Annotated in this window: 12 protein-coding genes; 9 read left to right on the top strand and 3 right to left on the bottom strand. The window is 62.8% G+C overall.

The annotated features are described in order from the left end of the window. The 3 genes from WCB02_RS14690 to WCB02_RS14700 form a co-directional block, all read right to left on the bottom strand. Positions 1-839: ABC transporter substrate-binding protein (locus WCB02_RS14690; protein ID WP_423958946.1), on the bottom strand; the 839-nt coding region annotated here is incomplete at its 3' end. A gap of 178 nt (positions 840-1,017) precedes the next feature. After that, a complete protein-coding gene (locus WCB02_RS14695) occupies positions 1,018-1,803 on the bottom strand; it encodes a Crp/Fnr family transcriptional regulator (protein WP_423958947.1) in 786 nt (261 codons plus the stop codon). A gap of 100 nt (positions 1,804-1,903) precedes the next feature. Then, positions 1,904-2,200, bottom strand: a complete 297-nt coding sequence (locus WCB02_RS14700; RefSeq protein WP_423958948.1) for a gamma-butyrobetaine hydroxylase-like domain-containing protein — start codon at positions 2,198-2,200, stop codon at positions 1,904-1,906. A 249-nt stretch (positions 2,201-2,449) separates the two neighbouring features. Here WCB02_RS14700 and WCB02_RS14705 point away from each other — a divergent pair, with 249 nt between their 5' ends. The 9 genes from WCB02_RS14705 to WCB02_RS14745 form a co-directional block, all read left to right on the top strand. After that, entirely contained in the window at positions 2,450-3,223 is a 774-nt protein-coding gene (locus tag WCB02_RS14705) for a ferredoxin--NADP reductase (protein ID WP_423958950.1), read from the top strand. A 161-nt stretch (positions 3,224-3,384) separates the two neighbouring features. Next, a complete protein-coding gene (locus WCB02_RS14710) occupies positions 3,385-5,127 on the top strand; it encodes a fumarate reductase/succinate dehydrogenase flavoprotein subunit (protein WP_423958951.1) in 1,743 nt (580 codons plus the stop codon). A gap of 37 nt (positions 5,128-5,164) precedes the next feature. Then, on the top strand, positions 5,165-5,398 hold the full coding sequence (locus WCB02_RS14715; RefSeq protein ID WP_423958953.1) for a 4Fe-4S dicluster domain-containing protein: 234 nt from the start codon (positions 5,165-5,167) through the stop codon (positions 5,396-5,398). Positions 5,399-5,400: 2 nt separating this feature from the next. Next, entirely contained in the window at positions 5,401-6,378 is a 978-nt protein-coding gene (locus tag WCB02_RS14720; RefSeq protein ID WP_423958955.1) for a HEAT repeat domain-containing protein, read from the top strand. A gap of 286 nt (positions 6,379-6,664) precedes the next feature. Further along, positions 6,665-8,716: an alkaline phosphatase family protein gene (locus WCB02_RS14725; protein WP_423958957.1), complete on the top strand. Its 2,052-nt coding sequence runs from the start codon at positions 6,665-6,667 to the stop codon at positions 8,714-8,716. Between the two features lie 119 nt (positions 8,717-8,835). Beyond that, the gene (locus tag WCB02_RS14730) at positions 8,836-10,431 is read left to right on the top strand and encodes a tetratricopeptide repeat-containing sulfotransferase family protein (RefSeq protein ID WP_423958959.1); all 1,596 of its coding nucleotides are present in this window, start codon (positions 8,836-8,838) and stop codon (positions 10,429-10,431) included. A gap of 196 nt (positions 10,432-10,627) precedes the next feature. Continuing rightward, positions 10,628-12,247 (top strand): NAD(P)/FAD-dependent oxidoreductase, encoded by a 1,620-nt coding sequence (locus WCB02_RS14735; protein ID WP_423958961.1) that lies wholly within the window; start codon positions 10,628-10,630, stop codon positions 12,245-12,247. Then, positions 12,244-12,705, top strand: coding sequence for a c-type cytochrome (locus tag WCB02_RS14740; RefSeq protein ID WP_423958962.1), 462 nt, complete (start codon positions 12,244-12,246; stop codon positions 12,703-12,705). Before WCB02_RS14735 ends, WCB02_RS14740 begins: the two co-directional genes overlap by 4 nt. Positions 12,706-12,827: 122 nt before the next feature. Continuing rightward, the coding region (locus WCB02_RS14745) for a M20/M25/M40 family metallo-hydrolase (protein WP_423958964.1) at positions 12,828-13,722 on the top strand (895 nt) is incomplete at its 3' end.

Genomic DNA, 13,722 nt, shown 5'->3' on the forward strand with positions numbered 1-13,722 from the left:
GTCCCGGTCCATTCCTGGATCTTTTCGGAAGCTGCCTTGGGATCGGCGCGGAACCACTGATTGGCGGCGATGATCGCCTTGATGTAGGCGACCACGACTTCGGGATATTTCTCGGCGAAGTCGGTGCGGACCACGACGCCGTGCCAGGTCGGCAGGTTGGTCTGCACACCGTCGAAGATCTTTCGGGCAAAGCCGCGGAATGGCAACAGCTCGGCGAACGGCACGAAGTCGGCATGGGCGTCGATCTTCTTCTCCTGCAGATTGGTCGAGCCGACTTCGGGGCTCTGGTTGACCAGCTGGAAGAAGTCCGGCGGATAGCCGCGGTCCTGCATCGCCTTCAGCACCATGCCGTGCGCGGCGGACCCGAAGGGAACGCTGACCACCTTGCCCTTGAGATCGGCGAGGTCGTAATAGGGCGAGTCCTTGTGCACGACGATGCCGTTGCCCGAACCCGCCAGGCTGTAGGCCGCGACCGCGATCAGGCGGCTCTTGCTGTCGGGATTGTTTTCGAAGGTAAAGCCGTTCACGATCAGCGGATAGTCGCCCATCATGCCGAACTGCAGCTTGTCCGCCATCATCGCATTGGTGACGGGAGGGCCGGAGGTGAAATTCTGCCAGTCGAGCTCGAACTTGATGTTGGCATATTTGCCGGTGGTCGGCAGGTACTTCTCCAACAGATGCAGCTGCCGGATGACGGTGCCGGCGGTTACCGTGTTGGTCGTGGTGTCCTGCGTGCCGATGCCGATGGTGACGGTTTCCGCACTGGCGGGACGCGCCAGTATCAGGGCCAATGAGGCCGCGGCGATCGAGAGAGTGCGGGCTGGAAGCTGGCGGAGCATTCTCATCCTCATTTTGTTGGATGCGCTTGGCCTGCCATGATTGGTTCGGCGGGCGATCCAGGCAAACGCGGACTTGACGTCATGGTGGATTAGTTGCCCGGAAAAGCCGCTTGCATAGGTGTTGGGCAGTTTCGCCCGGCAAAGCCAATTGAACGTGCAGCGACCTTGATCAGAGGCATTAGTCCGCAGCTTGCCCGCGCATCTCCTCCAGGATGTCCGGCCGGCACACCACGATCTGCGATCGCTTGGTAAGGACGATCCGTTTCTCCTGCATCCGCTTCAGGCTGATGGTCACCCATTGCCGGGTGGCGCCCACCATGTGGGCGAGGTCGGCATGAGTGAAGGCTGCGGCGATCACGGTGCCGTCCTTGTCGGCGACCCCGTAGAGGCTCATCAAGTGCAAGAGAAGGTGCGCCAGCCGCTGCGTGATCGAGCGGGTTCCGAGCATCTGCGCCAGCGCAGAATAGCACTTGCCCTTGAAGGTCAGTCCCTCGATCAGGCCGATTGCGAGGTTCGGAATTTCGGTCGCGAGCGCGCGCAGCTCCTTGCCCGGCAGTTGCACCACGCTGCAATTGCTGGAGGCCGTGCCGGACCATTGATGGATGCCGCCGCCGAACACCTCCGGTCCGCCGACGAAATTGCCGGGGTGCCAGTAGGCCAGCGTGATCTCGCGGCCGAGCGGAGAAGTATAAAACACGCGGATCCGGCCGCTTTCGATCAGGTAGATACCGTCATGTTTCGCACCCTGGTTGAACAGTGTCTGCCCCCGATTGAGGACCTTGCGGCGCCCCTGCTTCAGAACCATCTCGCGCTCGCGCGCCGAGAGCTTTTCCATGAGGGGCGGCGGCCCACCGATCGATTGCTGGTTCTCCGTCAAGAGCAGCGAAGACGTCGCGCTTGACCGGGCGGCCGGTATTTGGGGATGCGCAGTTCGCTGCGCAGCGTTGACTGCCTGCGGCACCATCGCCGACCTCCGATCGTTAGAACTGATCCGGAAAGCAGCAATGTTCGTGCCAGACCGGGCGAAACTTCCGTCGGCGACGCCATCCGAAATCGCAATAAAATCAACGACTCGCGATGGCCAGCAAATAGCTCATGGGGTAGATGCCCCGATTATGTCCGTCGGAAAAGCCGATGTTGAGGCCGTAGCCGAGATCGTTGACCTCGACGATGGCGATGCCCGGAAAATCTGCTGGAAAGCGCTGGTCGATGCGCGCCCGTGCGCAGTGCGCGCATTTGCAGGCGATTCGAAGCTGCTCGGCAGTGAGCGTGATAAGTCCGTCCTGCGACGTGGTCAGCGCAAGCGAAGCGAGATCAGAGCCCACCTCGTAACCTGTCAGCCTTGGCGCCACCATTGCCATCATTGTCACGACGGTCTCCTTTGGAAGGTTTAGTTCGCCGGCAGGCTCGCCGATAGCAACTAATTGCTATCAGCGCAGTTCGATCGCATGCCGCTGGGCGACACGCATGATGCCGTATACCCAAATGAGCAACTAATCGACCGGCAATCCCTGTTGAGAGTTGCCTGGAATGTCCTCCTCGATGAAACGTTCGACCGTGGCGCACCGCACGCGCATTCCACGATCGGACGAAGCAGAGAGAGATGGACGATGAGTGCTTTTCAGAAGGAAACGGTTCTGTCGGTGACGCACTGGACCGAATCCCTGTTCAGTTTCACCGCGACGCGCGACCCCGGCTTTCGCTTCCAGAACGGGCAATTCGCCATGATCGGGCTGGAACTGGAGGGCCGGCCGCTGGTGCGGGCCTACAGCATGGCGAGCGCCAATCACGAGGAGGCACTGGAGTTCTTCAGCATCAAGGTCGCTGACGGGCCGCTGACCTCGCGCCTGCAGAATATCCGGGCGGGCGATATCATTCTGGTCGGCCGCAAGGCCACGGGGACGCTGATCACGGGCAACCTGCTGCCCGGCAAGCGGCTGCTGCTGTTGTCGACCGGCACAGGGCTGGCGCCCTTCGCGAGCCTGATCAAGGATCCCGAGGTCTACGAAAACTACGACACCATCATCCTGGCGCATGGCTGCCGCCAGGTCACCGAGCTGGCCTATGGCGAGCGGCTGGTCGAAAAGCTGCGTCAGGACGACCTGTTTGGCCCGATGCTCGCGGACAAGCTGATCTATTATCCGACGGTCACGCGCGAGCCGTTCCGGAACCGCGGCCGCCTGACCGATCTGATCGCGTCCGGCCAGCTCTTCGCCGATATCGGCCTTTCCGACCTCGACCGCGCCACCGATCGCATCATGCTGTGCGGCAGTCCTGGCATGCTCGAGGAACTCCGCGCGATGCTCACCGGGTGCGGCTTTTCCGAGGGCAATCACAGCGAGCCCGGCCATTTCGTCATCGAGAAGGCGTTCGTCGAACGGTGAGTTGGCTGCCTGCTTTTTGTTCAAGGGCTGGGTCGGATTCCGGCAGACCGATCAAACATTGGCATTCTCTCGCCGGCGACAACTAATTGCTATCGTCGGAGAGGTGCCTGGACAAATCTCGCAGCAACGCGGCCGATGCGCCGACGAATCAGGAGCATATGATGGCAATGGATGAGATCGTCGACGGACTTTCGGAGGTGTCCTGCGATGTGCTGGTGATCGGCGGCGGCACCGCCGGCCCGATGGCCGCGCTGAAGGCCAAGCTCAGGAATCCGAAGGCGAACGTCGTCCTGCTGGAAAAGGCCAACGTCAAGCGGTCCGGCGCGATCTCGATGGGCATGGACGGGCTGAACAACGCGGTCATCCCGGGCTATGCGACGCCCGAACAATACACCAAGGAAATCACCATCGCCAATGATGGGATCGTCGACCAGAAGGCGGTCTATCAATACGCGCAGAACTGCTACAAGATCATCGAGGAGCTCGACAGTTTCGGGATTCGCTTCCTCAAGAACGAGAACGGCGACTACGCGGTCAAGAAGGTACACCATATCGGCACCTACGTGCTGCCGATGCCGAACGGCGAGACCGTGAAGAAGGCGCTGTACCGCCAGCTCCGGCGCGCGCGGATATTGATCTCCAACCGCTACATGGCGACGCGGCTGTTGACGTCGAGCGATGGCCGCGTGGCGGGCGCGATCAGCGTCAATACGCGGACCGCCGAGATGCTGGTGATCAAGGCGAAGGCCGTGATCCTCTGCATGGGTGCCGCGGGACGCCTCGGCCTGCCGACCTCCGGCTACATGTTCGGCACTTACGAGAACGCCGCCAATTCCGGCGACGGCTATGCGATGGCCTATCACGCCGGCGCCAAGCTCGCCAATCTCGAATGCTTCCAGATCAATCCGCTGATCAAGGATTATAACGGCCCGGCCTGCGCCTATGTCGCTGGCCCGTTCGGCGCCTATACCGCCAACAACGAAGGTTCGCGCTTCATCGAATGCGACTATTGGTCGGGCCAGATGATGCTCGAGTTCTACAATGAGCTGTCGTCGGGCAAGGGGCCGGTATTCCTGCAGCTCAAGCATCTGCACGACAAGACCATCGAAGAGATCGAATCCACGCTGCACAAGGTCGAACGACCGACCCGCGGGCAGTTCCAGAAGGGGCGGGGGGTCGATTACCGCACCGAGTCGATCGAGATGCACATTTCCGAGATCGGCTTCTGCTCGGGCCACAGCGCCTCCGGCGTGTTCGTCGACGAGCATGCGCGTACCACGGTGCCGGGGCTCTATGCCGCGGGCGACATGGCGAGCGTGCCGCACAACTACATGCTCGGCGCCTTTACCAACGGCTCGGTCGCCGGCATCGACGCGATGGAATTCGCCGACAGCCACGACTTTGCCGAGTTCGATGCCGCCGACGTCGCCCGCGAGCGCGACCGCGTCATGGCGCCGACCAGGCGCGAGGATGGCATCCCGCCGAACCAGATCGAATACAAGACACGGCGGCTGGTGAACGACTATCTGCAGCCGCCAAAAGTCACCGCGAAATACCAATTGGGCGCGCGCCGCCTAGCCGAGGTCCGCGAGGATGCCGGCGAGAGCATGATCGCGCGCAATGCGCATGAATTGCTGCGCGCGCTCGAGGCGCAATCAATTCTGGACTGCGCCGACATGGCGGTGCATGCCTCGATGTATCGCGAGGAAAGCCGCTGGGGTCTCTATCACCTGCGCACCGATTTTCCCGAAAAGGACAACGAGAACTGGTTCTGCCACACGTTGCTCGGCAAGCAGGACGGCAAGATGGTCAGCGAGAAGCGGCCGGTCGAGCCCTACATCGTCCCGATCGCCGACGACGAAAAGGACCTCTACGACAAGCAGCGCATTCGCGCCAGCGCCTGACGCCTCGTCACAATCCCGATCATTGCAGGAGATTTGAATGCCGCTTGCGACCTATCAGACGTCAGTTCCGGTGGTTGTGGATGAGGCCAAATGCATCGCCGACAAGGGCTGCACGGTCTGCGTCGAGGTCTGTCCGCTGGATGTGCTGCGCATCAGCGACATGACCGGCAAGGCCTACATGGCCTATGACGAATGCTGGTATTGCATGCCATGCGAGGCGGACTGTCCGACCGGCGCCGTCACCGTCAACATCCCCTATCTGTTGAGGTAGCCATGTCGAGTCCGTTCGAGTCCTACGACGATATCGAGGATGCCGACGAGCGGCTGCAGGCCGCCGATCCCGGCGAGCGCCGCGTCGCCGTGATCGCGCTGGGTTATTCCGGCGATCCCGGTGCGGTCAGGCACCTCGCCGCCGTTGTCACCGATCCCGATGCCGGCGTGCGCCAGCAGGTTGCGATGGCGCTCGGTGAATTCGACGGACCCGAAGCCGCCGCTGCCCTGACAAAACTGCTGGTCGATCCGGAGCGCATCGTGGCCTCGGCCGCCGCCGACAGCATGGCGGAGTTCAAGGACCCGGCCTGCGCTGACATGATCCTGCCGCTGGTCACGCACGGGCATGCGTTCGTCCGGATGGGCGCGTTGCGGGCGCTGAAGGAACTGCGGCGCAAGGATACGCTGAAGCCCGCGCTCGAAGCGCTGCATGATCCAGACGCTGCGGTTCGCGTCCAGGCGATCGGCGTGATCGGCTTTCTCAAGCTGGAGGAATCGATTCCGGCCCTGACCGCGCTGATCAACGATCCCGACGCCCATGTCCGCCGCGCCGCGGTCAGCGCGCTGGCCTTCTCGCAGATGAAGCCGGCCGCCGAGACCATCACCCGCGCGCTCAGGGATGACGATTGGATGGTGCGCGAGATGGCCGCCGAAACCCTCGGCCTCAACGCCAACGGGATCCTCGCCGCGGATCAGTTGATTGCGTCCTTGGCTGATGATTTCTGGCAGGTGCGGCTGAAGGCGATCCGGAGCCTCGGCAAGATGAAGGTCGATCGCGCGGTGCGGCCGATCGGCAGTTGCATACGCCACGAACAGGCCAATCTGCGCAAGGAAGCCGCTGCTGCGCTCGGCGAAATCGCCGATCCCGACGGCGAGGCCTTCCTGATGCTGGTTGCCAATGACGGCGATCCCGACGTCAGGAAGAATGCCCGCTGGGCCCTGCAGCAGATCGCCGCAAGGAAGGCCAAGGCGAGTTCGTGACCGCCATTTCATGACCACGAGTTCGCCGCCGCTGCGAATCCCGGGCCTCGCGATCATGATGGACCAAACACCGAGACACTTCGTGATCGGTCATAATTGGCTCTTTCTTCCGTTCAAGCTGTTCTGATAGCGGATGTTTTCCGGCCGGTCGCCGCTGCCTTGCAGCTTTGCAACACCGTCTCCGTTTTTTTCGTGACATCATCATGAAGCAAACCTGTCACATCGGGTGGCTAGGTTGCCGGCCTTTCGGACATTTTGCCCGACTCTTCATCTTTCGGGAGGCCTCATGCTCAAGCAACTGACACGACGTTTACGCGATCGCACCGTGGTGACCGCGGCCATTCTTTCTCTGATGGGATGCGATGCTTTCGCAGCCGACAACATGATCCTGGGCGGATCGCATGCCAATGACGGCAAGACCGACAGTCCAATCAAGCACGTGATCATCATCATGGGCGAAAACCGCACCTTCGATCATGTCTTCGCAACCTATCAGCCGCAGAACGGCGAGCATGTCGACAATTTGCTGTCCAAGGGCATCGTCAACGCCGACGGCACACCCGGCCCGAACTATGGCAAGGCCGCGCAGTTCGCCGCCGAGGACACCAATTTCTATTCGAACCATCCCGGCAACAAGACGCCTTATAATACCACAAGCAACAAGCTGCAGACGCCCGGCACCTCCTATGCGCCGCAGGCCTGCTACACGTCCGTCAATACCGCGGCTCTCGATGGTCCGGGATGCATGGCAAGCCTGCAACTCGCCGCACAGGCCGACTACGGCTTGCGTCCGCAGGATCTGTCCGTGCTGACGACGGGTGCCACTGGCATCCCGGGCAACTCGCCGGACACGCGGATCTTGAATGCCAGTGACCTGCCGAACGGTCCCTATCCCCTGGTCACGGCGCAAGGTGGCAGCCTTTACGACACCTACGGTGGCAGCCCCGTCCATCGCTTCTACCAGATGTGGCAGGAACTCGATTGCGACATCGCCAAGACCACGGCTGGCAACCCGAGCGGCTGCCAGGCCGACCTCTTCCCCTGGGTGGAGGAAACCATCTCCTCGGGCAGCAACGGCGCTCCGCCGCCGAGCGCGCCGCTCAAGGAAGGCAATATCGCGCTGGGCTTCTACAATGTGGCCAAGGGCGACGCGCCATACCTCACCAAGCTCGCGCGCGAATATACCCTCAACGACAACTACCATCAGCCGGTGATGGGCGGCACATTCGCCAACCAGATGATGTTCGGCTACGCCGATGCGCTGTACTACGCCGATGCCAATGGCGATCCGGCAACCCCCAACCACGTGCTGGTTCCCGGCTCGAATCCGCCAGTCTACGTCAACGAGATCGAGAATCCCAATCCAGCGCCGGAATCCAACAACTGGTACACCAACGACGGCTATGGCGGTGGCAGCTATACCAATTGTTCCGATCCGACCCAGCCGGGTGTCGCGCCGATCACGAGCTATCTTCAGGCGATCCACGTTTCGCCGAACTGCGCCCCGAACGCCTATTATCTGCTCAACAACTATGTTCCGGCGTTCATCGGCAGCGGCGCCACCGACCCGGTCAATAACGGTCCGTTCACGCTGCCGCCGGTGATCAAGCAGCACCATATCGGCGACGTGCTCAGCCAGTCCCAGGTCTCGTGGGCGTATTTTGGCGAACGCTGGAACGACTTCAAGACTGCGCCGGGCGAAGGCACGAACTTTGGATCGCTCGATCCGGTCGCCTATCTCTACTGCAACATCTGCAACCCGTTCCTCTATTCGGCGTCGGTCATGACCAACGCCACTGCGCGCAATGAGCATCTGAAGGACACGCTCGATCTCTACGACGCCATCGCCAGCGGCAATCTGCCGGCGGTGTCCTTCGTCAAGCCGAGCACCTTCAACGACGGTCATCCGGCGTCGTCCAAGCTCGATCTGTTCGAATCGTTCGCCCGGCGGATCATCGAGCAGGTCCAGTCCAACGAGGAACTCTGGGAATCGACGGCGATCCTGGTGACCACCGACGAGGGTGGCGGCTACTACGACTCCGGTTACGTCCAGCCGGTCGATTATTTCGGCGACGGCACCCGCATCCCGATGCTGGTGGTGTCGAAATATTCGATGGGCGGTCACGTCTCGCATGAGTATTCCGATCACGCATCGATCGTGAAGTTCATCGAGCGCAACTGGGATCTGCCGAAGCTGTCGAATCGCAGTCGCGACAATCTGCCGAACCCGCAAACCTCCAGTGACAATCCCTATGTGCCGACCAATCGTCCGGCGATCGGCGACCTCTGGGGCAACTTCGCGTTTGACCAGGACGGTGGCCACCACGACCACGACTGAGGTATCAGCCTGACGCTTGACGCCTGGGGATGTCCGCAATGGACGTCCCCGGGCCTTTTGTCTTTGATGGGGCGGCCGCGGTCGCGGTCGTTCTGTCTGCTTCCCAGGGAGCCGGTGCATTGAAGCAGTCCAGAGGCCAGGCTCTCGGCCGACCTTTGCCGAAGGACACGCCGGCGACGATCGACGCGGCGCGGCAGGCGTTCAGTGCAGGCGACATTGCACGAACCGAGGGCATCTGTGCCCAGATCCTGGCGCGCGATGCGAACAATGCGACGGCCTGGTGTCTGCTCACCGAGACGGCCCTGCAACGCGGCCGTCCCGATGCGGCAATCGTCTGCGCCGAACGCGCCGCCGCGCTCGCCGCTGACGATCCGATACCGCTCATCCTTCGCGCCAAATGCCTGTTCCTGACCGGCAGGGCAGGGCACGCCCGCGAGGTCGCTGAAAGCGCCGAAGCCAGAATCGGGATGGCGGTCGGTGCCGCGCCTGAGGCGCTCGATGCGCTGGGCGCGATCTTCGGTCTGCTGGGCCTGCATGATCGGGCGAGGCGCCTGTTCCTGCGCGCGGTCGCGGGCCGCGCCGATGTACCGCAATATCTCTTCAATCTGGCGGCGACCGAGCGCATGACCGGGGCGCTGGTCGAGGCGGAAGCGCATTGCGACGCGGCGATTGCGCTCGACCACCACTATGGCCTTGCCCATTATTTGCGCTCCGATCTGCGGATCCAGACCGCCACGCGCAATCATATTGCGGAGATGGAAACGCTGATCGGCGGCGGCCTATCTGCGCAAAACGAGGTCATGCTGCGGTTTGCGCTCGCCAAGGAGTGCGAAGATCTGGACATGCACGATCGCGCCTTCGATCATGTGGAGCTGGGCAGCGAACTGCAACGCCGCCTGATCGGACCGAATCGCTCCCGTGCAGCAGCCGAGATCGACCGGATCATCCGCGCGCATACTCGAAATTGGATCGAGACGGCGCCGCCAGGCCATGGGTCCGCGGCGCCGGTATTCGTGACCGGGTTGCCGCGTACCGGCACCACATTGGTCGAGCGCATCATCGCAAGCCATCCCGCGATGAGTTCGGTCGGCGAAACCAGCGCCTTCGCGGCCGCGCTTCATCACGCCACCGCCGACGGCGCGCCCGGCGGCGATCCCGCTCGCATCGGTCAAAACTACATCGAGTCGATGGCCGCGCGGCGCGCGCTGCCCGATGCGCGTTTCGTGGACAAGACACTCGAGAATTATCTCTATTGCGGCCTGATCCACGCGGCCCTGCCGGCTGCGAAGATCATTATGGTTCAGCGCCATCCTCTCGATGCGTGCTGGGCGATCTACAAGGCTCACTTTCAAGGCAAGTTCTCGTTCTCCTACCACCAGGTCGAGCTCGCGGATTACTATCTCGCGTTTCGGCGCCTGTCGCGGCACTGGCGGGCGACGCTGCCTTCAGACCTGCTGCTCGAGATCAACTACGAGGACATCGTCGGGCATCAGGAGGCGGCGAGCCGGAAGATCATCGATTTTGTCGGACTGCCCTGGCATGATGACGTGCTGCGCTTCCACGCCACGCCGGCGCCGTCGGCGACCGCAAGCGCCGTCCAGGTGCGGCGTCCGATCTATGCTTCCTCGATCGGCAAATGGCGTCACCATGCCGAGCGGCTTACGCCGCTGCGGGCACGCCTGGCGCGCGAACTCTCAGACGCGGAACTCGCATAGGCGTTGTGTCTCGGCGCGGCGTCTTGGCCGGCGGCAAGCTGGCACGCGCTCGCCAGCATTGTCGCACGATCGGGTCGCGTGCGGTCCCATCAATAACGCGTGTTGGCAGGTCGAATGATCGCGCGCTTCTTGACAGGCCCGGCCGCGCGGTTTCCCTTTCATCGCCTGCGCTGAACGCGATTTGAACGCCGTCGAAATGCAAGAAGAGGCTCAACGGGTGAGGAGACGCGATCTGCTCGCGCTTATCGGTACGATGGCGGGCAGTGCGGCAATGTATCACGCGATGACGAGCCTCGGCTTGGCGTCCGAATCTCCCTACCCTGGCCCGATCAGGCTCCAAGGCGATCCGAAAGGCGCCTCTGTTCTTGTTCTGGGGGCCGGTCTTGCCGGCATGACGGCCGCGCTCGAGCTGCGCAAGGCCGGATACAAGGTTCAGATCCTGGAGTTCAATGGCCGTGCAGGCGGCCGCAACTGGACCTTGCGCGGCGGCGACCGTTTCACCGAACTCGGCGGCTTCACACAGGCCTGCGAGTTCGAGCGCGGCCTCTACCTCAATCCGGGCCCATGGCGGATTCCCTATCATCATCGCGCGCTGCTCGACTATTGCAAGCGCCTCGGCGTGGCGCTCGAGCCGTTCATCCAGCTCAATCACAACGCGCTGTTGCATGCCGCGCGGGCGTTCGACGGCGTGCCGCAGCGGATCCGCGCGGTGCGCGCTGATTTCCAGGGCCAGATCGCCGAATTGCTGGCGAAAGCGACCCAGCAGCGCAGGCTCGACGACGCCGTGACCACGGAGGATCAGGAAATCCTGTTGCAGGCGCTGAAATCATGGGGCGCGCTGGATCAGAACTATCACTACGGTGCCAACCTGACGTCCGCGGCATACCGCGGTTACGCGACCGATCCCGGCGGCGGCCTCGCCGCGCCGGCCGCGCCGAGCGAGCCGGTCGGGCTGTCGGATATTCTGAAATCCCGCCTCTGGCGCTACTTGCAGAACTTTGCGACCTATAATTTTCAGACCACGATGTTCCAGCCGGTGGGCGGCATGGACATGATCGGCAAGGCGTTCGCCAGCCAGGTCGGCGACGTCATCCGCTACAATTCGAAGGTCACGGCGATCACGCAGGACGATCGCGGCGTCACCGTGACATATGTCGACACGGCCGATCCCAAGGACACGCGAAAGGACACGCAAAAGGCTACGCAAACGGCTGTGGCGGACTGGTGCGTGTGCACGATTCCGCTGTCGATCCTCAGCCAGTTGCCGATCGACGTCAGTGCGGACCTCAAGTCGGCGATCGACGCGGTTCCCTACGCGGCGGCGGTCAAGATCGGCCTGCAGTTCAAGCGCCGGTTCTGGGAGGAGGATGACGCCATTTATGGCGGCATCAGCTACACCGATCTGCCGATTCGGCAGATCGCCTATCCCAACACCGGCTTCAATCATAGCGGCCGCGCCGTGCTGCTCGGCGCCTATCTGTTCGACGGCGCCAACGCGTTCGAGTTCACGGCGATGCCGCCGGCGGAGCGGGTCGCCCGTGCGGTCGAATTCGGTGCCGCGATTCACCCGCAATATCCGGCCGAGTTCGAGAACGGGATTGCCGTGGCCTGGCATCGAATGCCATTCACGCTCGGCTGCAGCGGCGACTGGTCGGAAGAGGCGCGCGGGCAGCATTACCGCAATCTATGCCGGATCGACGGGCGTATCGTGCTTGCCGGCGAGCACGCCTCCGCGCTGCCGGCATGGCAGGAGGGTGCCATCCTGTCCGCGCTCGATGCCATCACGCGGCTGCACGAGCGCGTGGTGAAGACATGAGGCGACGGCGTGCGCAACAGGGCAGGGCGCAGCCATGCCGGGGCGCGCGACGGGCAATCCTGCTCGCGCTGCTGTCGCTGCTGCCGCACCTGGCGCTTGCTCAAAATGTTGTCCCGGAGAGCGCCACCCCGAACGGGCGCACCTTCAGTTCGGGTTACAGCTTTGTCGAGATGAGCGGGCAAGAGCTGTTCGCCAATGTCTGTCAGGGCTGCCACATGGAGGACGCGGCAGGCGCCAGCGGCGCCGGGTCCTATCCGTCACTGGTCGCGGACAAGAACCTCGAAGCCAGCGAATATCCGGTTGATCTCGTTCTCAACGGCAGGCGCGCCATGCCGTCCTTCGCCAGCATGATGAGCGACGGCCAGGTCGCAGCGGTCGTGAACTATCTGCGGACCCATTTCGGCAACAGCTATCCGGACCCGGTGACGGCCCGCGATGTGCGGAACATCCGTCGCTGACCGGCGCGACGGACTCGGCCAGGGAATTCGCCGGGCCGCCACGTCGCTTGGGCTAAATAGCTTGCCAAGTGCACGCCGTTTGTCTGAATTCGATCCGCCGGCGAACATCCTCGGAGTGCAAGATGCATCAAAAAAGTCGCAGCCACAGCCGGCTGTCGTGCCAAAATCTGTCGTTCCTGCTCCCGGCGCTGCTGGTTTCGACGCAGTTGCTGCTTGGCCGCGCCGCGGCCGAAAACCTCAGCCCGCACCAGCAGCTCGCGCACGACATCTACAAGGAACTGATCGAGATCGACACCACGACCGCGACTGGCGATACCGCGCGTGCCGCGCTCGCAATGGCGGCTCGGCTCAAGGCGGCCGGCTTTCCGGACGCCGACGTTCACGCCTTCTCGCCGGCGCCGCACAAGGGCAATCTGGTGGCGCGGCTGCATGGCTCCGGCGCCCGCAAGCCGATCCTCTTGGTCGCGCATCTCGATGTGGTCCCGGCCAGGCGCGAGGACTGGTCGGTCGATCCGTTCAAGCTGACCGAGAAGGACGGCTATTTCTACGGGCGCGGCTCGGGCGACGACAAATACATGGCGGCATCCTTCATCGCCAATCTGATCCGCTACAGGCAGGAGGGTTACAAGCCCGACCGCGACATTATCGTCGCGCTGGAGACCGACGAGGAAATCCTCGATCGCGACGGCCTCGGCATCCAGTGGCTTTTGAAGAACCACCGCGACCTGATCGACGCCGCCTTCGCGCTGAACGAGGGCGGCGGCGTCGGGTTGAAGGACGGCAAGCCGATCCGCAACAGCGTCCAAACCAGCGAGAAGGTTTCGGTGAGCTTCAGCCTCGAGGTCAGGAACAGCGGTGGCCATTCGTCGGTGCCGCGCAAGGACAACGCGATCTATCATCTCGCCGAAGGTCTGGTGCGGCTCTCCGGGTTCGAATTCCCGGTGCATCTCAACGAGACCACGCGGGCCTATTTCGCCAAGACCGCGCAATTCGAAAACGAGGCCACCGGTGCCGACA

Source organism: Bradyrhizobium sp. (genome assembly GCF_049581145.1).
GTDB lineage: Bacteria > Pseudomonadota > Alphaproteobacteria > Rhizobiales > Xanthobacteraceae > Bradyrhizobium.

Bases quoted from the DNA above. Each gene is read 5' to 3' on its own strand.
- WCB02_RS14695 (WP_423958947.1), bottom strand. From the start codon at position 1,803: ATGGTGCCGCAGGCAGTCAACGCTGCGCAGCGAACTGCGCATCCCCAA.
- WCB02_RS14700 (WP_423958948.1), bottom strand. From the start codon at position 2,200: ATGGCAATGGTGGCGCCAAGGCTGACAGGTTACGAGGTGGGCTCTGAT.
- WCB02_RS14705 (WP_423958950.1), top strand. From the start codon at position 2,450: ATGAGTGCTTTTCAGAAGGAAACGGTTCTGTCGGTGACGCACTGGACC.
- WCB02_RS14710 (WP_423958951.1), top strand. From the start codon at position 3,385: ATGGCAATGGATGAGATCGTCGACGGACTTTCGGAGGTGTCCTGCGAT.
- WCB02_RS14715 (WP_423958953.1), top strand. From the start codon at position 5,165: ATGCCGCTTGCGACCTATCAGACGTCAGTTCCGGTGGTTGTGGATGAG.
- WCB02_RS14720 (WP_423958955.1), top strand. From the start codon at position 5,401: ATGTCGAGTCCGTTCGAGTCCTACGACGATATCGAGGATGCCGACGAG.
- WCB02_RS14725 (WP_423958957.1), top strand. From the start codon at position 6,665: ATGCTCAAGCAACTGACACGACGTTTACGCGATCGCACCGTGGTGACC.
- WCB02_RS14735 (WP_423958961.1), top strand. From the start codon at position 10,628: ATGCAAGAAGAGGCTCAACGGGTGAGGAGACGCGATCTGCTCGCGCTT.
- WCB02_RS14740 (WP_423958962.1), top strand. From the start codon at position 12,244: ATGAGGCGACGGCGTGCGCAACAGGGCAGGGCGCAGCCATGCCGGGGC.